Genomic DNA, 20,220 nt, shown 5'->3' with positions numbered 1-20,220 from the left:
CCCGCCGCCCGGCGCCGCGCCCGCGGCGGGGGTGGAGGCCGGCCGGCGCGGGGGGGGGGGGGCCCCCCCCCCCCCCCGCCCGCCGCACCGCCGGCTCCCGCACCGGCGGGCGGTCCCCGACCAGGGCGCTCTGGAACTCCTCCAGCGCGCCGCCGCCGCGGCGCAGCACCCCGCGCCCCGGCCGCCGGTCGCTGATCGCCGCCGGGGACGGGTCGTCCACGACGTCCTGCGCGTCGGCGCGGTCCTGCACCCGCAGGCAGATGCGCAGGTCGGTGTTGGCGCGCACCTCCGGGCTGACCGCCCCCGCCGGCCGCTGCGTGGCCAGCACCAGGTGCACGCCCAGCGAGCGGCCCACCGCCGCCAGCCGCACGAGGCCGTCGACCAGCTCCGGCACCTCCTGGGTCAGCACCCGGAACTCGTCGACCACGACGACCAGCCGCGGCAGGCCCGCCGCGACCGCGGCCCCGGCGGGCAGGTCGTCCAGCGCGGCGGCGCCGGCGGCGCGCAGCAGGCGCTCGCGGCGGCGCAGCTCCGCGCCCAGGCTGCGCAGGACGCGGTCGGCCAGCTGGTCGTCGAGGTCGGTGACGACCCCGGCCACGTGCGGCAGGCCCGCCAGCGCGCCGAACGCCGCGCCGCCCTTGTAGTCCACGAGCACCAGCTGCACGGCCTCCGGCGGGGCCTGCGCGGCCAGCGAGGCGACCAGCGCGCGCAGCAGCACCGACTTCCCGGACCCCGTCGTGCCCGCCACCAGCGCGTGCGGGCCGTCCACGGCCAGGTCCACCACGACGGGACCCCCGGCGCCCGCCCCGAGGACGGCCCGCGCCGCCGTCCCGCCGCGCGCCCACCGGGCCGCCAGCGCGGCCGCGTCCCACCCGGCGCCCGTCGGCTCACCCGGCAGCAGCTCCAGCAGCGTGCAGGTGTCCGGGACGGCACCGGCGCCGGCCGCGGCGCCCGCCTCCCGCAGCGGCGCCAGGGCGCGCGCCACCCGCAGCGCCCACGCGGCGCCCACCCCGTCAGCGCGCACCGGGCGGGCGCCGGACGCGTCGTGGAGGGCGGCGCGCGCCCCGTCCTCGCCGGGGTCCGTCCCGTGCAGGAGCACGGCGGTGCACTCGGCGGGCAGCCCCGCCCGGTCGGCGGCCAGGTGCACCACCAGCGCACCGGCCCGGGGACCGTCGCGCAGGACCGCCGCGACCCGCGGGTCCTCGCGCAGCGGCACCGGCCCGTCGTCCGGCCCGTCGTCCGGCCCGTCGCCCGCCGCGCCGGTGGTCCCGTCGAGCAGCAGGACCAGCAGCGGGCCGGGGCGCGCCCCGCCCGGCGAGGTCCCGGTGGGGGCTGCCGCGCGGGCGCGGACCGTCTCCGCCACCTCGTCCAGCACCTCGTCGGCCGTCCCGACGCCCCGCGCGTGCGGCAGCCGGCGCACCCACGCCCACTCGCGCGCGGCCTCCGGCGACGCGGGGTGCGCGAGCGCCACGCGGACGTCGCCGGGCGCGTGCCAGGCGGCCACCTGCGCGAGCAGCCAGCGCGCGGAGGCCAGGACGGCCGGGCGCGGGCCGGCGACCCCCAGCACCCCGGCGCCGGGCAGGTCGACGAGCACGGGGACGTCCGCCAGCACCGCCACGTCCTGCGGCGGGTCCTGCTCCGGGCCCGCTGGGCCCGCGCCGTCCCGGGCGAGCGCGACGGACACCGGCGCGGCGTCCCCGAGCCCCAGGCGCAGGTGCAGCGCGTCGCCGTCACCGGCCGCGCGCTCCCACACCCGCGTGCCGCGCCCGGTCACCTGCGCGAGCAGCGCCGCCGGGTCAGGAGCCGCGCGGTGGCGGGCGTCGTGCTCGTCGCGCAGGGCGGCGCGGGCGCGCTCGAGCGCGTCGGCGCGGCGGGCCAGCACCTCCGCCCGCCGGTGGGCCGCGGCGGCCGCGGCCCGCCGCCGCTCCGCCCACCACTGCCCGCCCACGAGGACCGGCCCCGCGAGCCCCAGCAGCAGCGACAGCGGCGTCCACAGCAGCGCCAGCAGGACCGAGACGGCGAAGGGGACCGCGACGGGCAGCCACGGGAAGGGCGCGGGCGCCGGCGCCGGCTCCTCCCGCGGCCAGGTCAGGCGCAGCGGCGACGCCCCCTCGGCGGCCAGGCGCGGGCTGCGGCCCAGCAGCAGGTGGCCGTCCCCGTCGGGGCGCACGTGCGCCGGCACCACCGCCTCGGGATCGGTGCGCAGCACCGTGGCCCCCAGCGCCGTCCGCGCGGCCTCGCCCTCCAGGAGCCGCGTGCCGGCGCGGGATCCGGTGTCGCGCACCGCCACCGCGCCGTCGGCCGCCACCTCCAGCACCGCGTGCGCGCGGGACAGGTCCGGGTCGGCCAGCGCCACCGCCCCGTCCACGGGACCGGTCACCGGCGCCTCGGCCGTCCCGGCCGCGGACGGCGAGCGCCCCACCAGCCACCGGCCCGGCGGCAGCTCGAGGACGTGCCCGGCGTCGGGTCCGCCGGCGACGTGCACGCGCGCCACCACCGGCCGCGTCCCGGCGGCGGGCGCCGGCGGGCGGGTGTCGAGCACCGCACCGCGCAGCAGCGGCGGCGAGCCCAGCGGGACGCCGTCGTCCACGGCGGTGCCGTCCGCGCGCGGCCGGGCCGCCCACGGCCCTGCGGCCGCCTCCAGGGCGCCGGCGGCCTCGCCGAACGTCGTACCGGGCGGGGCGGTGACCTCCAGGTCGACCTCCCCGTCCGCGGTCACGACGGTCACCTCCAGCTGCACGGCGGGCGATCCTGCCGCCGGCCACCCCGCGCCCGGCCCCCTCGTCCACAGCCCGGCGCGCGCGGGCGTTGTCCACATCACCCGAACGCCCACGACGTGCGCGCGCCTACGGTGCGGCGCGCCGCGGGAGTCCGTGGCGGGGCAGGAGTCGGCACGGGGCTGCGGCGAGGGGGTGCGGGGTGGACGCGGTGCGCCACGTGGAGGAGGCCGTGCGCTCGGAGCTGCGCCGGCGCATCGCGGCCGGGCACGTGCGCGGCGTGGACGCCGAGGTGCGCGCCCTCGTCGAGCGCGCCGTCCTCGACTACGACCTGCGCTCCCTGGACGGTTCCCTGCCCCCGGTCGGCGACCACGACGCCGTGCGCCGCGAGGTCGTCGCGGCCGTCACCGGGTACGGCCCCTTGCAGCGGTACTTCGACGACCCCGAGGTCGAGGAGATCTGGATCAACGAGCCGGGCAAGGTGTTCGTCGCCCGCCGCGGGGTCCCCGAACTGACGACGACGATCCTGGACGCCGACACCGTCGCCGACCTCGTCGAGCGGATGCTGGCCTCCACCGGCCGGCGGGTGGACCTGTCCAGCCCGTTCGTGGACGCCGCGCTGCCCGACGGCTCGCGCCTGCACGTGGTCGTGCCCGACGTCACCCGCGAGCACTGGGCCGTCAACGTGCGCCGGTTCGTCGCCCGCGCCCGCCGCCTGGACGACCTCGTCGAGCTGGGGTCGCTGACGCCGCGGGCGGCGAGGTTCCTGGCCGCGGCCGTCGCCAGCGGCCTGAACGTCCTCGTCAGCGGAGGGACCCAAGCGGGGAAGACGACGCTCCTGAACTGCCTGCTGAGCGCGGTCCCGGCCCAGCAGCGGATCGTCACCTGCGAGGAGGTGTTCGAGCTCGACGTCGCCGCCCGGGACGTGGTGGCGATGCAGTGCCGACCGCCGAACCTGGAGGGCCTGGGGGAGGTGCCGCTGCGGCGCCTGGTCAAGGAGGCGCTGCGGATGCGCCCGGACCGCCTCGTCGTCGGGGAGGTGCGGCAGGCGGAGAGCCTGGACCTGCTCATCGCGTTGAACTCGGGCCTGCCCGGCATGGCCACGGTCCACGCGAACTCCGCCGCCGACGCCGTGGCGAAGGTGTGCGTGCTGCCGCTGCTGGCGGGGGAGAACGTCACCAGCGCGTTCGTCGTGCCGGCCGTCGCGTCCTCGATCGACCTCGTCGTGCACGCGGAGCTGGGCCCGGGCGGCGCGCGCCGCGTCGTGGAGGTCCTGGCCGTCACCGGCCGCGTGGAGGGCGGGGTCGTGGAGACCGCACCGGTGTTCGCGCGCGAGAGCGGCGGCGAGCAGCGGCTGCTGCGCGCCGGGGGCTGGCCGCCGCACCGCGAGCGGTTCGCCCGCCACGGGCACGACCTCACCGCCCTGCTCGGGGACGCGCGCACCCCCGCGGGGGTGGCGGGGTGAGCGGCGCCCTGGCCGGTGCCCTGCTGGGCGCCGGACTGTTCTGCGCGTGGTGGTCGTGCTGGCCGCGGCCGCCCCGCACTCCGGGACGGCGCGCGCGGCGCTCGCCGCTGGGCGCGTGCCGCGACCTGCTGGCGGCGGCGGCCGTCCCCGCGCCGGCCGCGGCGCTGCCGCTGGTGTCCGCGGGCGCCGCCGCGCTCGCCGGTCTCCTCGTCGCCGGGACGACCGGCGTGCCCGTCCTCGCGCTGGGGGCCGCGCTGGCCGCCGGGTGGGCGCCCGCGGCGCTGCTGCGGGCGCGGGCGCGCACCCGGCGCGCGGACCGGGCGGAGCTGTGGCCCGACGCGGTGGACCACCTGGCCGCCGCCGTGCGCGCCGGGACGTCCCTGCCGGACGCGGTGTGCGCGCTGGCGGTGCGCGGGCCGGTCGCGCTGCGCCCGGTGTTCGCGCGGTTCGCCGCCGCGCACCGGGCCAGCGGCGCCTTCGAGCCGGAGCTGGCGCGCCTCGTGGACGAGCTGGCCGACCCGGTGTTCGACCGGGTGGCCGCCGCGCTGCGGATGACGCGGCAGGTCGGCGGCAGCGACCTGGGCGCGACGCTGCGGACCCTGTCGGCGCACCTGCGCGACGACCTGCGCACCCGCGGGGAGCTGCGCGCCCGGCAGTCGTGGACGGTCAGCGCGGCCCGGCTGGCGGTGGCCGCGCCGTGGGCGGTGCTGGCGCTGCTGGCCGGCCGCCCCGGCGCGCTGGACGCCTACGCCACGCCCGCCGGCACGGCCGTCCTCGTCGCCGGCGCCCTCGTCAGCGCGCTGGCGTACCGGCTGATGCTGCGGCTGGGCCGGCTGCCGGCCCCGCGGCGCGTGCTGGTCGCCGCGAGCGTCCCGGAGGCGCTGTGAGCGCGCCGCTGTGGGACGCGACCGGGGGTGCGCTCGGGGCCGCGGCGGCGTGCGGCGTCCTGCTCGTGGCCGCGCACCTGCCGCTGCGCCGCTCTCCGTCCCTGGCCGCGCGCGTCGGCCCCTACCTGCCGCGGTCCTCGCGGGGTTCCGCGGCGACCGGTGCCACCGGCGCGCTCCTGGCGCGGGCGGCCGCGCTGCTCGGCGAGCTGCTGGGCTCGACGGCGGTGGTCCGCGCCCGGCTGCGGGTGCTCGACCCCGACGCCGACGTCTCGGCGCACCGCGCCGCCCAGGTGCTGTGGGCGCTGGCCGGCGCCGGTGCCGGCGCGGTGGGCGCCTGGCTGCTGGTCGCGGGCGGCGGGTCGCTCGTGGCCGCGGCGGGGCTGGTCGTCTCGGCGACCCTGGCCGGGGCGCTGGCCCGCGACCGCTGGCTGCTGGCGGCCGTGCAGCGCCGGCGCGCGGCGGTCGTCGAGGAATTGCCCGTCGTCGCCGAGCTGCTGGCCCTGTCCGTGGGCGCGGGGGAGAACCTGCTGGGTGCCGTGGCGCGGGTGGCGGCCGGGTCCGGCGCGTTGTGCGCGGACCTGCGGCACGCCCTGGCCCGCGCGGGCACCGGCACCCCGCTCGTGAACGCGCTGCAGGACACCGCGTCGCGGCTGGGCGTGGAACCCCTCGTGCGCCTGGTGGACGCGGTGGCCGCGGCCGCCGAGCGCGGCGGCCCGCTGGCCGGGGTGCTGCGCGCCCAGGCCGCCGACGCCCGCGACGCCGAGCGGCGCCGCCTGCTGGAGGCGGGCGGGCGCAAGGAGGTGCAGATGCTCGTGCCGGTGGTGTTCCTCGTGCTGCCGACCGTCGTGGTGTTCGCCCTGTTCCCCGGACTGGCCGTCCTGCGCGTCGGGCCGTGACCGGACCCGCTGACGGGAACTCCCGACGACCCGCCCGACGAAACTCCCTGACGAAACCCCCTGACGAAACCTCGGAGGACCCGTGCTCGACCGACTCCTGCTGCTGCTCACCGCCTTCGGGGCCGGTGCGCCCGCCGACGACCGCGAGCGCGGCGACGTGCCCGGCTGGGTGCTGGTGACGCTGATGACCGCCGGTCTGGTCGTGGCGCTGTGGGCGGTGGCCGCGCCGCGCCTGGAGCAGGTGTTCACGCAGGCGATGGACACCGTCGTCGGACGGCTGTGACCGCGGGCGCGCCGGTCCGGGACGAGGGTTCTGCCGTGGCGGAGTTCGCGGCCGTCGCCGGCGTGCTGGCGCTGCTGTTCGCGGCCGTGCTGCAGGTGGGTCTCGCGGTGCACGTGCGGGCGCTGGCCGTGGACGCGGCGGGGGAGGGCGCGCGGTTCGGCGCCCTGGCCGGCAGCGCCCCGGCCGCGGGGGCGCAGCGCACCCGCGACCTGCTCGCGGCGTCGCTGTCGCCGCGGTACGCCGGCGACGTCAGCGCGGCGACCGTCGTGGTGGACGGCGAGGAGGTCGTGCGGGTGCGGGTGCGCGCCCCGCTGCCGGTGCTGGGCACGCTCGGCCCGGCGCGCGCCCTGGACGTGTCCGGTCACGCGCTGCGCGAGGTCCCCCGTGGTTGAGGGTTCCACCAGGGGGCGGGACGGGGGCAGCGCGGCCGTGGAGTTCCTCGCGGTGGGGGTGCTGCTGCTGGTGCCGCTGGCGTACCTGGTGCTGTTCCTGGGCCGGGTGCAGGCGGCGACGTTCGCGGCGGAGGCCGGGGCGCGGGAGGCCTCGCGCGTGCTGGCGACCGTGCCCGGGGACGCGACCGCGGGCGCGCTGGCCGGCCGGTCCGTCGAGCTGGCGCTGGGCGACCAGGGTTTCCGCGCGGACGGGCGGTCGCTGGCGGTGGAGTGCGCGGCCTCGCCGTGCCGCACGCCGGACGCGCTGGTGGCGGCGACGGTGGCGGTGGACGTGGACCTGCCGCTGGTGCCGGGGTTCGTCGCCGACCGGGTGCCCTCGCACGTGCGGGTGCAGGTGCGCCGGGTGGCCGTGGCGGACCGGTTCGCGCAGGTCGTGCCGTGAACCCGCGGACGGGCGCGCCGCGGGACGAGGGGCGGATCGCGCTGCTGTCGTTGGCGTTCGCGCTGGTGGCGTGCGCGCTGGTGCTGCTGGTGGCCTCCAGCACGGCGGTCCACCTGCAGCGCAAGCGGTTGTGGGCGGTGGCCGACGCGGCCGCGGCCTCGGCGGCCGACGCCGTGGACGAGCGGCGCTACTACACCGAGGGGGTGGGTCCGGTGGCCGTGCCGCTGACGGACGCCTCCGTGCGCGCCGACGTCGAGGCGTACCTGTCGCGGGCGGGCGCGGACCTGCCGGCGCTGGCGGTGGACCCGGCCACGGGCAGCCCGGACGGGACGAGCGCGCGGGTGGTGCTGACCGCGGTGGTCGAACCGCCGTTCGCGCACCTGGCGCCCGCGCCGTTCGCGGACGGGGTGCCCGTGCGGGTCAGCAGCACCGCGGTCGCCGTCCTGCGCTGAGGTCCGCGCGCGGGGACCGGTGAGTCCCGGGTGCGGGGCGGGTCACCACCTGCGGGAGCGCCCGGCTCCCGCGCGAGGAGGTGGACCCGTGGGGAAGCTCGTGTACGGGATGGTCGTGTCCCTGGACGGCATCGCGGTGGCCGAGGGCGGCCTGGGCGCCGGGGCGGAGGACGAGGAGGTGCACACGTACGTCGGCGACCTCTTCCGCGGTGTCGGCACGTACCTGTACGGGCGGCGGATGTACGAGACGATGGTGTTCTGGGAGACGGCGCACGCGCTGCCGGACGCCCCGCCGCACGTCGTGCGGTACGCCCGGGACTGGCAGGCCGCCGAGAAGGTGGTGTTCTCCTCGACGCTGGAGCGGGTCTCCAGCGCGCGCACGCGGATCGAGCGCCGCTTCGAGGAGGACGCGGTGCGCCGGCTGAAGGAGGAGTCCCCGCACGACCTCACCGTCGACGGCCCGACGCTGGCGGCGCACGCCGTGCGGGCGGGCCTGGTGGACGAGTACCACCTGTTCGTCACCACGAGCGCGGTCGGCGGCGGCACGCGGTTCTTCCCCGACGGGGTGCGCCTGGACCTGGACCTCGTGGAGCACCGCGCGTTCGGCAACGGGCTGGTGCACCTGCGCTACCGCGCGCGCTGAGCGGGTGGACGGCGGCCCGGAGAACGGGAAACCCCTTACCGACTGTCCCCCGCTCGGGGACCCTGGTGGCCGTCACCCGTCCGGAGTAACCTCCGGCGCGCCACGGGGCCGACGGCGGCTCCGGCACCCCCTGGAGGATCACATGCGAGAACTCAGGGCACGACGCGCCACGGCTCCGGCCGTCCTCTCCACCCTCTCCGCCGCCACCCTGGTCCTCGTGGGCCTGGCGGCACCCGCCCACGCCTCCGGCCCGGCGCGCGAACCCGTCGAGGTGATCGCCGAGGGGCTCGACGACCCGTGGGGCCTGACCTACGCCAAGGGCCGCTTCTACGTCGCCGAGAACGGCAGCGGCGAGGTCAGCGGGATCATCCCCGGCGGGAACGGGCCCAGCGTGCGCCTCGCGGGTTTCAACTCCCTGTCGAGCGTCGACCGCAGCGGTGCGCAGCTGCTCGTCCTGACCGGGGGCGGGGGCCCGCCGGAGGACGGCGGCGGGCCCCCGCCCGAGGGCCTGACCACCCTCTACAGCTCCCAGCGCGGCGGCCCGTTCCGCGCGTTGGCGAACTTCGAGGAGTACGAGCTGGCCGAGAACCCCGACGGGCAGCTGCAGTTCGGCGAGGACGGGGTGCCCGTCGACACCCTCAGCAACCCCTTCTCCGTGCTGGCCGGCGAGGGCGGTGACCAGGCCTTCGCCTACGTCGCCGACGGCGGCGGCAACTCCGTCCTGGCCGTCGAGGAGGACGGCACCGTCTCCACGCTGTACGCCCCGCCGCTCATCACCTCCGGGATCTGCGCGGAGATCGAGAACAACGAGCCGGACCTCCTCGGCTGCGACCCCGTACCGACCGGCCTCGCCCACGGACCGGACGGCGCGCTGTACGTGGCGCTGGAGGCCGCGGGCGCGCCGGGCGAGGGGCTCGTCGTCGTCCTCGACGCCGTCAGCGGTGAGGTGCGCGACACGATCGGCGGGTTCAGCGGACCGACCGGTGTCGCCGTCGCCGACGACGGCACCGTGTACGTCGCGGAGCTGCTCGAGGGCGCGCCGGAGGGGGAGGAGGTCCCGCCCGACTTCGACCTCGGGACCGTCGGCCAGGTCGTGCGGGTCGCCCCGGACGGGAGCCGTTCGACCGCGCAGGTCGCGCAGCCGCTCAGCCTCCGCTGGGCCGACGGGGCCCTGTACGCCACCGCGTGGAGCGTGATGGGCCTGTTCACCGGGCAGACCGGTCTGGGTCAGCTCGTCCGCGTCGACTCCTCGGCTTTCACCGCCGTGGAGTGACCGCTCCGCCCGGGTGCCGGGCTGGTGCGGTGAGGGGTCCGGCCGGGCGTGGGGGAGCGCCCGGCCGGACCACGTCCCCGGCCCGGGGCCCCGGCGTGCGCGCCGCCCGCCGGGCCAGCACCCTGGGCGGGTGACCGACCTCGACGGCGCCGCCGTCCTCGTGACCGGCGCCAGCGGCGTGCTCGGCGGCCACCTCGCGCGCGGGCTGGCCGACGCCGGCGCCCGCCTCGTCGTCTCCGGCCGCGACGACGGCCGCCTGGGCGACCTGCCCGGGCACGCCGTGACCGCGGACCTGCGCCTGCCCGGCGAGCCGGAGCGGCTCGTGGAGGAGGCCGTCGCGCACCTGGGGCGCCTGGACGTCCTCGTGCACGCCGCCGGCGTGGTCGCCTTCGGCCCCGCCGCCGCCGCCGACGACGACCTGCTCGACGAGCTGTTCCTGGCCAACACCCTCGGCCCCGTGCGCCTGCTGCGCGCCGCGGTGCCGCACCTGCGCGCCGCCGCCGCCGAGCGGCCCGGTGCCAGCGCCGTCCTGCTCTCGGCCGTCGTCGCCGAGCAGCCGGTCGCCGGGATGGCCGCCTACTCCGCGTCCAAGGCCGCGCTGACCGCCTTCGACGCCGCCCTGGCCAAGGAGCTGCGCCGCGAGGGCGTGCGCGTGCTGGACGTGCGGCCCCCGCACACCGAGACCGGCCTGGCCGGGCGCCCCGTGGCCGGCAGCGCGCCGAAGCTGCCCACCGGCCTGGACCCGGCCGCCGTCGCCGACCGCGTCCTGCGCGCCCTGGCCGGCGAGGAGCGGGACCTGCCCGCGTCCGCGTTCTCCTGAGCCCCGCCCCTCAGCTCCGGGGGGGGGGGGGGGGGGGGGGGGGGGGGGGGGGGGGGGGGGGGGGGGGGGGGGGGGGGGGGGGGGGGGGGGGGGGGGGGCGGCGGGCGGGCCGAGCCAGCCCCCCGCGCCGCCGGCGCCACCCCACCCCCCCCCCCCCCCCCCCCCCCCCCCCCCCCCCCCCCCCCCCCCCCCCCCCCCCCCCCCCCCCCCCCCCCCCCCCCGTACAGTGGAGCGCCGTGGCCGCCACCGACTTCCCCGCCGAGATCTCCGCCCTCCGCCAGACGTACGCCTCGATCCGCGAGGTGTCGGACCTCGACGCGGTGCGCTCGGAGCTGGCCGCCCTCAACGAGCAGGCCGCCGCGCCGGACCTGTGGGACGACCCCGAGCGCGCCCAGGGCGTGACCAGCCGCCTGTCCACCGTGCAGGCCGAGCTGGACCGGATCGAGCGGATGGGCTCGCGCATCGACGACCTGGAGGTCCTCGTCGAGCTGGCCGAGTCCGAGGACGACGCCGACTCCCTGGCCGAGGCCGAGAGCGAGCTGGCGTCCGTCCGCAAGGCGCTGCAGGAGCTGGAGGTGCGCACCCTGCTCGCCGGCGAGTACGACGCCCGCGAGGCGCTGGTGACGATCCGCTCCGAGGCCGGCGGCGTCGACGCCGCGGACTTCGCCGAGATGCTCATGCGCATGTACCTGCGCTGGGCCGAGCGCAAGGGCTACAAGACGGAGGTCTACGACACCTCCTACGCCGAGGAGGCCGGCATCAAGTCCGCGACCTTCAAGGTCGCCGCCCCCTACGCCTACGGCACCCTCAGCGTCGAGCAGGGCACCCACCGCCTCGTGCGCATCTCGCCGTTCGACAACCAGGGCCGGCGCCAGACGTCCTTCGCGGGCGTGGAGGTCCTGCCCGTGGTGGCCGAGACCGACCACATCGAGGTCCCCGAGAACGACGTGCGCGTGGACGTCTACCGCTCCTCCGGCCCCGGCGGGCAGTCGGTCAACACCACCGACTCCGCGGTGCGCCTGACGCACGTGCCCACCGGCATCGTCGTCACCTGCCAGAACGAGAAGTCGCAGCTGCAGAACAAGGCCGCCGCCATGCGCGTCCTGCAGGCCAAGCTGCTGGAGAAGGCCCGCAAGGACCGCCAGGCCGAGCTGGACGCCCTCAAGGGCGACGACTCCGGCTCGTGGGGCAACCAGATGCGCTCCTACGTCCTGCAGCCGTACCGGATGGTCAAGGACCTGCGCACCAACCACGAGGTCGGCAACGCCGACGCCGTCTTCGACGGGGAGATCGACGACTTCCTGGAGTCCGGCATCCGCTGGCGCCGCACCGCCGAGCGCGTCGAGGCCTGAGGCCCCGGCGGGGGGCCCGGCGCTCGCGCCCGCCGGGCCCGGGTCACCCGTCCGGCGGGCCGCGGTCGCTGCGCGTCACCGGTGCGTAGAGTGGTCGGCGGCCGGAGCACGACCCGACCCCGTCCCCGAGACCGGCCCCCACCGAGTGATCACCTTCGAGCACGTCAGCAAGGTCTACGGCGAGGGGCACCGCCCCGCGCTCGCCGAGGTGACCCTCCAGGTCGACAAGGGCGAGTTCGTCTTCCTGGTGGGGCCCTCCGGCTCCGGCAAGTCGACGTTCCTGCGGCTCGTGCTCAAGGAGGAGCGCGCCAGCTCCGGCACCGTGCAGGTCGCCGGCCGCGACGTGGGCCGGCTGCGCAGCTGGCGCGTGCCGCACCTGCGCCGGCAGATGGGCGTCGTCTTCCAGGACTTCCGGCTGCTGACCGACAAGACCGTCTTCGAGAACGTCGCCTTCGCCATGCAGGTCATCGGCCGGCCCCGGCACGTCGTGGCGCACACCGTGCCCGAGGTCCTGGCGCTGGTCGGGCTGGAGGGCAAGGAGAAGCGGCGCCCGCACGAGCTGTCGGGCGGGGAGCAGCAGCGCGTCGCCATCGCGCGCGCCTTCGTCAACCGCCCCTCGATCCTGCTGGCCGACGAGCCGACGGGGAACCTCGACCCGACCACCAGCGTCGGGATCATGAAGCTGCTGGACCGCATCAACCGGACGGGCACCACCATCGTCATGGCCACGCACGACGACGACATCGTCGACCAGATGCGCAAGCGCGTCGTCGAGCTGCGCGACGGCCGCGTCGTGCGCGACGAGGACCGCGGCGTCTACGGCTCGGCCGGCTGAGGCGGGGGAGGGGAACCCGTGCGACTCGGCTTCGTCCTGCGCGAGATGGTCGTCGGCCTGCGCCGCAACGTCTCGATGGCCCTGTCCGTCGTCCTGGTGACGATGGTCTCGCTGTTCTTCCTGGGGGCCGGCCTGCTCGTGCAGCAGCAGGTCGACATCCTCAAGGGGCAGTGGTACGACCGCGTCCAGGTCTCGATCTTCCTGTGCGGGCCGGAGAGCCTGCCGGCCAACTGCCCCGCGGGGGCGGTGACGGCCGCCCAGCGCGACGCCGTGCGCGCCGAGCTGACCACCGGCTCGCTGGCGCCCCTGGTCGACGAGGTCTTCTACGAGTCGCAGGCGCAGGCCTACGACAACTTCGTCGAGCAGGTCGACCCGACGCTGGCGGAGAACGTCACCCCCGACCAGCTGCCGGAGTCCTTCCGCGTGCGCCTGGTCGAGCCCGACCGCTACGACGAGGTCCGCCAGGCGTTCGTCGGCTACCCGGGCGTGGAGGACGTGCCCGACCAGCGCGCCATCCTGGGACCGCTGTTCTCCGCGCTGGACGGGGCGACGCTGGTGGCGCTCGTGCTGGCCGCGCTGATGCTCGTGTGCGCCGTGCTGCTGGTGTCCACGACGATCCGGCTGGCCGCGTTCAGCCGCCGCCGCGAGGTGGGGATCATGCGGCTGGTCGGCGCCTCGCGCTGGCTGATCCTGCTGCCGTTCGTGCTGGAGGGGATCATCGCCACGGTGCTGGGGGCCGCGCTGGCCTCCGGGGCGCTGTGGGCGCTGGTCGAGTTCGGCCTGGGCGAGGTGCAGGCCCGCCCGGACTTCACCACCCGGCTGGTCGCCGTGCCGGAGGTGCTGTGGCCGACGATGCCGGCGATGTTCGCCGTCGGCGTGCTCCTGGCCGTGCTGGCCTCGCTCGTCAGCCTGCGCCGGCACCTGCGGGTCTAGACTCGCCGGGCCCGCCGCGCACCGACCGGTGCCCGGCGGCACCAGCCACGACACCAGTCACGTCCGCCCCGCGGCGGACCGGAGGAGGAGGCAGGCCGTGCCGCGCGAGGAAGGCCGCAAGGTCATCGCCAGCAACCGCAAGGCCCGCCACGACTACCACGTCCTGGACACCTACGAGGCGGGCATCTCCCTCATGGGCACCGAGGTCAAGGCGCTGCGGATGGGCCGCGCCTCCCTCGTGGACGGCTTCGCCCAGATCGACGGCGGCGAGGTGTGGCTGGAGCACGTCCACATCCCCGAGTACGTGCAGGGCACTTGGACCAACCACACCCCGCGGCGCAAGCGCAAGCTGCTGCTGCACCGCGCGGAGATCGACAAGTGGGCGGGCAAGGTCCGCGAGAGCGGCATGAGCATCGTGCCGCTGCAGCTGTACTTCGAGGGCGGGCGCGTCAAGGTCGAGATCGCGCTGGTCAAGGGCAAGAAGGAGTACGACAAGCGCCACGCGCTGCGCGAGCGGCAGGACCGCCGCGAGGCCGAGCGCGCCATGTCGCTGCGGCAGAACCGCTGACCGGGCCGCTGACGGGACCCCGGGGGGCGGGCGTGGTGGGGCGCTGGGCGGCCGGCCCGGCCGTCGCCGTCCTCGCCCTGCTCGGGCCCCTGGCCGGTGCCGCGGCCGCCGAGGAGCCCGCCGACGGCGAGCGCGTGCGCTCCTACCGCGCCGAGCTGACCGTCACCGACGACGGCGGCCTGCGGGTGCGCGAGACCATCGCCTACGACTTCGGCGACGCGCAGCGGCACGGGCTGCTGCGCACGATCCCCGTGCGCGGCCCGCACGAGCAGACCCGCGACCGGCGCTGGCCCGTCTCCGGCGTCACCGTCTCCAGCCCCACGGGCGCGCCGACGCAGGTGCAGCAGGAGACCGACGGCGGGCAGCTGGAGCTGCGGATCGGCGACCCCGACCGCGAGGACGTCACCGGGCAGCAGACGTGGGTCCTGGACTACCGGGTGGACGCCGTCGTCGACGACCGCGGCGAGGCGGGCCAGCGGCTGGTGTGGGACGCGCTGGGCACCGGGTGGCCGGTGCCCGTGGACGCCGTCGAGGTCGCGCTGAGCGCCCCCGTCGCGATGACCGCCGTGCGCTGCGCCGCCGGCGGGGAGGGCGACGCGACACCGTGCGAGGTGAGCGGCCCGGCCGCCCCCGCCGCGACCGCCGCCTTCACCGCCTCCGGGCTGGGCCCGGAGCAGGGCGTCACGGTCGCCGCCGACCTGCCGGCGGGCGCGCTGGACGCCGCCCCGCCCGTCCTGGTGGACACCTTCAGCCCCGCGCGCGCCTTCACCGCCGACGCGGGCACCCTCGGCGGGAGCGCCGCGGTGCTGGCCGCCGGGACCGCCGGGGTCCTCGCGCTGCGCCGCCGGCACCGCGAGCCGGCGGCGGTCCTGGGCACCGGCGCCTCCGTGGCCGGCGTCCCGCCCGGCGTGCTGGGTGCCCTGGTCCACGGCGGCGCCCGCCCGCTGGACGTCACCGCCACCCTGCTCGACCTCGCCCAGCGCGGGCACCTGGAGGTGGAGCGGGTCGACCCGGACGGCGAGGGGGACGAGGGGGACGAGGGCGACTGGCGGTTGCGCCGCACGGGCAGCGACCTGGCGCCCGGCGAGCGCACCACGCCCGCGGAGGACCGCCTCCTGCGCACGCTGTTCCGGAGCGGGCCGGAGACGTCCCTGTCCGCGCTGCGCACCGACGGGCGCGCGGGGGTGCAGCTGACCCAGCAGGCCCTCGACGAGGACGTCGTGGCCCGCGGCTGGTTCACCGCGCGCCCGGCGCGGCTGGCGGCCCGGTGGGCGGGGTGGTCGCTGGGGCTGCTGCTGGGCGGCCTGGCCCTCACCGTCGCGCTGGCGCTGACGGGCTCGTGGGCGCTGGCGGGGGTGGCCGTCGCCGCCGTCGGGCTCCTCGCCCTCCTGGCCACGGCGGGCCTGTCGGCGCTGACCCCCGACGGCCGGGCCGCGCGCGACGCCGCCCGCGCCTTCGCCGACGACCTGGCCCGCGCGGGCGAGGGCCCCGGTGCCGACCCGGCCCGCTTCGCCCGCCACCTGCCGCACGCCCTGGCGCTGGAGGCCGCCGACCGCTGGGAGGAGGGGGCGCGCTCCCTCGACGCGGCGCAGCGGCCCGTGCCCGCCCCCGCCTGGTTCCGCGCGCCCGGCGCCCCGGCCCCGGGGTTCTCCGCGCCCGGCCAGCCGGGGTGGACGGCCTCCGTCTACGGCGGCCTGCTGGGCGGCTTCTCCAGCGACGCCACCGGCGCGCTGGCCGCGCCGCCGCCGTCGACGTCCTCGTCCTCGAGCAGCGCCGTGCGGGTCGGCGGAGGCGCGGGCGGCGGGGGCGGCGGCTCCTGGTGAGCCCCCGGCCCGCGTGCCGCTGACGGCTCCCGCCCGCGGTGCGGGCGGGAGCGGGCGCGCCTAGCGTCGGGCGCGTGCGAGCAGCAGCCATCACCGCCTTCGGCGGCCCGGAGGTCCTCACCGTCACCGACGTCGACGACCCGCCCGTCGCGCCCGACACCGTCCTGATCAGGGTGCGCGCGGCCGGCGTCAACCCCGTCGACCACCTGGTCGCCACGGGCGCGCTGGCGTCGATGTTCCCGACGCGCTTCCCGCTGGTGCCCGGCTGGGACGTCGCGGGCGTCGTGGAGCGGGTGGGCCCGGCCGTGCCCGAGTGGGCCCCCGGCGACGAGGTGGTCGCCTACGCCCGCCGCGACGACGTGCAGTGGGGGACGTACGCGGAGCTGGTGCCCGCCCCGGTGCGCTCGGTGGCCCGCAAGCCGTCCTCGGTGGGCTTCGCCGAGGCCGCGGGCCTGCCGCTGGCGGGGCTGACGGCCCTGCAGTGCCTGGAGCGCGCGGAGGTCGGCGCCGGGGACGTCGTGCTCGTGCACGCGGCCGCGGGCGGGGTGGGGCAGATGGCCGTGCAGATCGCGGTGGCCCGCGGGGCGCGCGTCGTCGGGACCGCGAGCGAGCGCAACCACGAGCACCTGCGCTCCCTGGGCGCCGAGCCGGTGGTCTACGGCGAGGGCCTGGCCGAGCGCGTGCGCGCGCTGGCACCCGGGGGCGTCGACGCGGCCCTGGACCTCGTGGGCGGGGAGGCCGTCGCCGTCTCCGCGCAGCTGGTGGACCGGCCCGGGCGGATCGTGTCGGTCATCGACCCGGCGGCCGTGGCGGAGGTCGGCGGCCGGTACGTGTTCGTGCGCCCCGACGCCGCGCAGCTGGCCGAGCTGGCGGGGATGGTCGACGCGGGGACGCTGCGCGTGGACGTCGCCGCGACGTTCCCGCTGGAGCGGGCGGCGGACGCCTGGCGGCTCAGCCGGGAGGGGCACGTGCGCGGCAAGGTCGTCGTCACCGTCTGAGCCCACGGGTGCCCACCGGTGCCCGCGGGACGGCCGGGCGCCCGGGCGGGAACAGCCGGGCGCCCGCCGCCGTTGTGCCGTACGCTGGTCCTCCCGCACCGCCGGTCCGTCCGGGGGCGCGGGGACAACTCAACAAGGGGATGACAGGTTTCGACGTCGGTCGTCGAGCCAGGGGAAGCGGGTCGAGGATGCACGGTCATCTCGTCAACGCTCCGTGCAAACCAATAGGTGCCGATTCCAAGCGCACCGAGTTCGCCCTCGCCGCCTGAGCGAGTGCGACTCTGTCAGCCCGGGTGAGCTCCCGCCCCGGGTCCTGGCATCGACTAGGGAGCTCACCCCCCGCGGAGGTCGCGTACGCGGGGGGAACATCCAACGCGGCTGGGCCCGGCGGTGACACGCCTGTGTGAGCACCGGGGCCGAGCAGACCGCTGGACAGGATGCACCCGGAGAAGCCCTGGTACCACGCCGACGGACGCGGGTTCGATTCCCGCCATCTCCACCGTTCCCGAGAGCCCCGCCGCGGCAGCCGCCGCGACGGGGCTCTCGCGCGTCCGCCCCCGCCCGCGCGGTGGACGCGCGGTCCGCCGAGCGGTGGACCCGCCCGGCCCGGTGGCGGTCCTAGCGTCGCCCGCATGACCACGTCCTCCGCCCCCTCGGCTCCACCGCTGCGCGGTACGCCGCTGGCGGACCGGGCGCTCGCCCCGGACCTCGCCCGCGGTGCGCTGCTGCTGCTCATCTGCCTGGCGAACGTGCACGTGTACCTGCACGCGCGCCAGCAGGGGATCCGCGCCTACCCGGCCGCGGACCTCATGACGCTGCCCGACCGCGTCGTCACCGCCGTGCAGCTGTCCCTCGTGGACGGCCGCGCCTTCCCGATGTTCGGCCTGCTCGTCGGCTTCGGCGCCCACCAGCTCGCCGTCCGGCGCCTGCGGCGCGGGGTGCCCGCGCCCGACGTGCGCCGGCTGCTGCGCCGGCGCGGGCTGGCCCTGCTGCTCGTCGGCGGCCTGCACGGCGTCCTGCTGTTCTCCGGCGACATCGCCGCCGCCTACGGCGTCCTGCTCCTCCTGCTGGCCCCGCTGGTCGTGGGCGCGGGACGGCGGGCGCTGCGCGCGCTGGCCGCGGCCGGCCTCGTCCTGGCGGCCCTCGCCGGGCTGGGCGAGGGCCTGCCGATGCCCGAGGGCGCCACGAGCCTGCTGCCCTCGACCGCCGAGGAGTCGGTCCTGACCGCCGCGCTGTTCCGCGCGGGGGAGTGGCTGGCCGTCGGCGTCCTCGTGCAGGTGCCCGTCGTCGGCGGCATGGTCGCCCTCGGCGTCCTGGTCGGCCGACGCGGCTGGCTGGACGACCCCGTGCGCCACCGCCCCCTGCTGGCCCGGCTGGCCGCCGGCGGCCTCCTGGTGGCCGCCCTGGGCGGACTGCCGCTGGGCCTGGCCGCCGCCGGGGTGTTCGAGCCGACGCTCGGGCAGGCGGTGGCCGCCGGGGCGCTGCACTCGGCCACCGGCTTCGCCGGCGGGCTCGGCTACGCGTGCCTGGCCGCCCTCGTCGCGGCGTCGCTGTCGGCGCGCGGAGCCTCCCCGGCGCCGGTGCGCTGGCTGACGGCGCTGGGCCGGCGCTCGCTGACCGGCTACCTGGCCCACTCCGTCGTCTTCGCCGGGCTCCTGACGGCTTGGGCCGGCGGCCTGGGCGCCATCCTCGGGGTCGCGCAGGCGGCGCTGCTGGCCGTGGGCACCTGGCTGCTGCTGGTCGCCGGGGCCGTCGCGCTGGAGGCCGCCGGGCGCCGCGGGCCGGCCGAGACGTGGCTGCGCCGCCTGACCTACGGCCGCGGCTCCTGACGCCCCTCCCGACGCGGCTCCTGACGCTGCGTCCGCTCCGCCGCCACGCAGGGTCGCCCCCGGGCGAGCGCACCGCAGTGACGGGAACACGCTGCGTCGCAGCGTGTCCGCCGATGCGGCAGAACCCGGCGCGGTGGTCGGCGCGCCCCCTGGACGGCACGTAGCGTCGGCGTCCGGGTGCCGGCCGGCGCCCGCGGACGAGGGGGGCTCACGTGCAGGACGCCGACTTCCGGCGCCTCGTGGAGGACTCGCCGCTGGCGACGCTGGTGGTGCAGGACGGCGCGGTCGTCTGGGCGAACGCGGCGGCCGGGCGCCTGCTGGCGCTGCCGGACCCGGCGGGCGCGGGCGGGCCGGCGGTCGACCTCGTGCACCCCGAGGACCGGCACCTGGCCGGCGCGCTGCTCGCCGGTGACGTGCCGGCCGCCGAGGACGGCGCCGTGCAGGAGTGGCGGCTGCTGCGCGGGGACGGCGACGTCGTCACGGTCGAGGTCGTCGCCGCGACCATCGGCTACCACGGCCGCCCCGCGCTGGGACTGTCCTGCTGGGACGTCACCCGTCACGTCGTGCGCCAGCGCGACCTGGCGCACCGCGCCACCCACGACGACCTGACGGGCCTGCCGAACCGGGCCCTGCTGGAGGACCGCTGGCGGCTGGCGCGCTCGCGGGCCCGTCGCGGCGAGGCGCCCCCCGTGGTCGTCTTCTGCGACGTCGACGAGCTCAAGCGCGTCAACGACGAGCACGGCCACGTGGCCGGGGACGCGCTGCTGGCCGAGGTGGCGCAGCGGCTGCGCGCCGCCTCGCGCGAGGTCGACACGGTCGCCCGCTTCGGCGGGGACGAGTTCGTCGTCCTGGTGGACGGGGGCGCCGGGGCGGACCCCCGGGCGCTGGCCGCGCGGCTGCGCGAGTCGACGGCGGCGGTCAGCGTGCAGGTGCCCTCGGGCACGGTGACGGCCCGGTGCAGCGTCGGCCTGGTCGTCGACGACCTGGAGCGCAGCACGGCCGAGGTCCTCGCCGACGCCGACGGCCTGATGTACGAGCAGAAGCGCGCCGCGCGCGGCTGACCCGGGCGGGCGGCTCAGCCGGTGCGGCGGGCGCTGCGCGCGCCGTCGCCCGCGGGCGCGCCCAGCCGGCGGTGGGCCAGGGCGCGCCGGGCGGCACCCACGTCGCCGCGGCGGACCGCGGCGACGAGCTCGCCGACCTCGACGGCGGTCAGCCCGCCGCCGAACCACTGCAGGTCCTCGCCCAGCGGCCGCCCCGGGCCGGGGGCGGCGACGCCCAGCTGCGCGCCGGGCACGGGCGGTGCGGTGTCGAGGCGCACGAGGACGCCGCTGCGGGTGGCGCGGACGGCGGGGCGCAGCCGCTCGAGGATGCCGACCTCGGCGGGCGGGACGAGCAGCCAGTGCGGCGCGGGGGTGTCCATCCCCGTACGATATGAGAACGATTGTCGTTCCGCCACGGTCCGGCGGCTCCGTCGTGGGGGGGGGGGGGGGGGGGGGGGGGGGGGGGGGGGGGGGGGGGGGGGGGGGGGGGGGGGGGGGGGGGGGGGGGGGGTGGGGGTGGGGGGGGGGGTGGGGGTCGTGGGGCGGCTGGCGGGGGGGTGGGCGGTGGGCGG

20 protein-coding genes and 1 other RNA gene are annotated in these 20,220 nt (G+C 78.4%); 19 read left to right on the top strand and 2 right to left on the bottom strand.

The genetic code is table 11. The features are described 5' to 3' along the window. Positions 1-2,740: FtsK/SpoIIIE domain-containing protein (locus AB8M62_RS19120; RefSeq protein WP_369070555.1), on the bottom strand; the 2,740-nt coding region annotated here is incomplete at its 3' end. 179 nt (positions 2,741-2,919) lie between these two features. Between AB8M62_RS19120 and AB8M62_RS19115 the strand changes: the two genes are divergently transcribed. The 19 genes from AB8M62_RS19115 (at position 2,920) to AB8M62_RS19025 (ending at position 19,669) form a co-directional block, all read left to right on the top strand. Further along, positions 2,920-4,182 (top strand): TadA family conjugal transfer-associated ATPase, encoded by a 1,263-nt coding sequence (locus AB8M62_RS19115; RefSeq protein ID WP_369070554.1) that lies wholly within the window; start codon positions 2,920-2,922, stop codon positions 4,180-4,182. Next, a complete protein-coding gene (locus tag AB8M62_RS19110) occupies positions 4,179-5,069 on the top strand; it encodes a type II secretion system F family protein (RefSeq protein ID WP_369070553.1) in 891 nt (296 codons plus the stop codon). Before AB8M62_RS19115 ends, AB8M62_RS19110 begins: the two co-directional genes overlap by 4 nt. Further along, complete coding sequence (locus AB8M62_RS19105) at positions 5,066-5,965, top strand: type II secretion system F family protein (RefSeq protein ID WP_369070552.1); 900 nt, start codon at positions 5,066-5,068, stop codon at positions 5,963-5,965. The genes AB8M62_RS19110 and AB8M62_RS19105 overlap by 4 nt, the downstream gene beginning before the upstream one ends. A gap of 82 nt (positions 5,966-6,047) precedes the next feature. Continuing rightward, positions 6,048-6,248: a hypothetical protein gene (locus AB8M62_RS19100; protein WP_373695010.1), complete on the top strand. Its 201-nt coding sequence runs from the start codon at positions 6,048-6,050 to the stop codon at positions 6,246-6,248. A gap of 35 nt (positions 6,249-6,283) precedes the next feature. Further along, on the top strand, positions 6,284-6,640 hold the full coding sequence (locus AB8M62_RS19095) for a TadE/TadG family type IV pilus assembly protein (protein WP_369070551.1): 357 nt from the start codon (positions 6,284-6,286) through the stop codon (positions 6,638-6,640). Between the two features lie 37 nt (positions 6,641-6,677). After that, entirely contained in the window at positions 6,678-7,082 is a 405-nt protein-coding gene (locus tag AB8M62_RS19090) for a pilus assembly protein (RefSeq protein WP_369070550.1), read from the top strand. Next, positions 7,079-7,534 carry a hypothetical protein gene (locus AB8M62_RS19085; protein WP_369070549.1) on the top strand — a complete coding sequence of 152 codons (456 nt, stop codon included), beginning with the start codon at positions 7,079-7,081 and terminating at the stop codon, positions 7,532-7,534. The genes AB8M62_RS19090 and AB8M62_RS19085 overlap by 4 nt, the downstream gene beginning before the upstream one ends. 88 nt (positions 7,535-7,622) lie before the next feature. Further along, a complete protein-coding gene (locus AB8M62_RS19080; RefSeq protein WP_369070548.1) occupies positions 7,623-8,177 on the top strand; it encodes a dihydrofolate reductase family protein in 555 nt (184 codons plus the stop codon). 142 nt (positions 8,178-8,319) lie between these two features. Then, on the top strand, positions 8,320-9,450 hold the full coding sequence (locus AB8M62_RS19075; RefSeq protein ID WP_369056418.1) for a ScyD/ScyE family protein: 1,131 nt from the start codon (positions 8,320-8,322) through the stop codon (positions 9,448-9,450). A 130-nt stretch (positions 9,451-9,580) separates the two neighbouring features. Continuing rightward, entirely contained in the window at positions 9,581-10,270 is a 690-nt protein-coding gene (locus AB8M62_RS19070) for an SDR family NAD(P)-dependent oxidoreductase (protein WP_369070547.1), read from the top strand. A 236-nt stretch (positions 10,271-10,506) separates the two neighbouring features. Next, positions 10,507-11,622: a peptide chain release factor 2 gene (gene prfB, locus AB8M62_RS19065; protein WP_369070546.1), complete on the top strand. Its 1,116-nt coding sequence runs from the start codon at positions 10,507-10,509 to the stop codon at positions 11,620-11,622. 145 nt (positions 11,623-11,767) lie between these two features. Continuing rightward, entirely contained in the window at positions 11,768-12,457 is a 690-nt protein-coding gene (gene ftsE / locus AB8M62_RS19060) for a cell division ATP-binding protein FtsE (protein WP_369056421.1), read from the top strand. Positions 12,458-12,475: 18 nt separating this feature from the next. After that, positions 12,476-13,390 carry a permease-like cell division protein FtsX gene (ftsX, locus tag AB8M62_RS19055; RefSeq protein ID WP_369056422.1) on the top strand — a complete coding sequence of 305 codons (915 nt, stop codon included), beginning with the start codon at positions 12,476-12,478 and terminating at the stop codon, positions 13,388-13,390. Positions 13,391-13,487: 97 nt separating this feature from the next. Further along, the gene (gene smpB / locus AB8M62_RS19050; protein ID WP_369056423.1) at positions 13,488-13,958 is read left to right on the top strand and encodes an SsrA-binding protein SmpB; all 471 of its coding nucleotides are present in this window, start codon (positions 13,488-13,490) and stop codon (positions 13,956-13,958) included. Positions 13,959-13,990: 32 nt separating this feature from the next. Next, positions 13,991-15,781: a DUF2207 family protein gene (locus AB8M62_RS19045; RefSeq protein WP_369070545.1), complete on the top strand. Its 1,791-nt coding sequence runs from the start codon at positions 13,991-13,993 to the stop codon at positions 15,779-15,781. Positions 15,782-15,855: 74 nt separating this feature from the next. Continuing rightward, positions 15,856-16,779, top strand: a complete 924-nt coding sequence (locus AB8M62_RS19040) for an NADP-dependent oxidoreductase (protein WP_369056425.1) — start codon at positions 15,856-15,858, stop codon at positions 16,777-16,779. Positions 16,780-16,915: 136 nt separating this feature from the next. Continuing rightward, positions 16,916-17,281, top strand: a transfer-messenger RNA (tmRNA) gene (gene ssrA, locus AB8M62_RS19035). A 130-nt stretch (positions 17,282-17,411) separates the two neighbouring features. Beyond that, complete coding sequence (locus tag AB8M62_RS19030) at positions 17,412-18,608, top strand: DUF418 domain-containing protein (protein ID WP_369056426.1); 1,197 nt, start codon at positions 17,412-17,414, stop codon at positions 18,606-18,608. 212 nt (positions 18,609-18,820) lie between these two features. Beyond that, positions 18,821-19,669, top strand: coding sequence for a GGDEF domain-containing protein (locus AB8M62_RS19025; RefSeq protein WP_369056427.1), 849 nt, complete (start codon positions 18,821-18,823; stop codon positions 19,667-19,669). Between the two features lie 14 nt (positions 19,670-19,683). Here the strand turns inward: AB8M62_RS19025 and AB8M62_RS19020 are convergent, their stop codons facing one another. Next, the gene (locus AB8M62_RS19020) at positions 19,684-20,028 is read right to left on the bottom strand and encodes a hypothetical protein (protein WP_369056428.1); all 345 of its coding nucleotides are present in this window, start codon (positions 20,026-20,028) and stop codon (positions 19,684-19,686) included. Between the last annotated feature and the right edge of the window lie 192 nt (positions 20,029-20,220).

Source organism: Kineococcus terrestris, assembly GCF_041020755.1.
Taxonomy (GTDB): Bacteria; Actinomycetota; Actinomycetes; order Actinomycetales; family Kineococcaceae; genus Kineococcus; species Kineococcus terrestris.
This window is presented reverse-complemented; position numbering and strand designations above follow the sequence as displayed.

What these genes read in the sequence shown, in the direction of transcription:
- AB8M62_RS19075 (WP_369056418.1), top strand. Translation starts at nt 8,320, where the DNA reads ATGCGAGAACTCAGGGCACGACGCGCCACGGCTCCGGCCGTCCTCTCC.
- AB8M62_RS19030 (WP_369056426.1), top strand. Translation starts at nt 17,412, where the DNA reads ATGACCACGTCCTCCGCCCCCTCGGCTCCACCGCTGCGCGGTACGCCG.
- AB8M62_RS19020 (WP_369056428.1), bottom strand. Translation starts at nt 20,028, where the DNA reads ATGGACACCCCCGCGCCGCACTGGCTGCTCGTCCCGCCCGCCGAGGTC.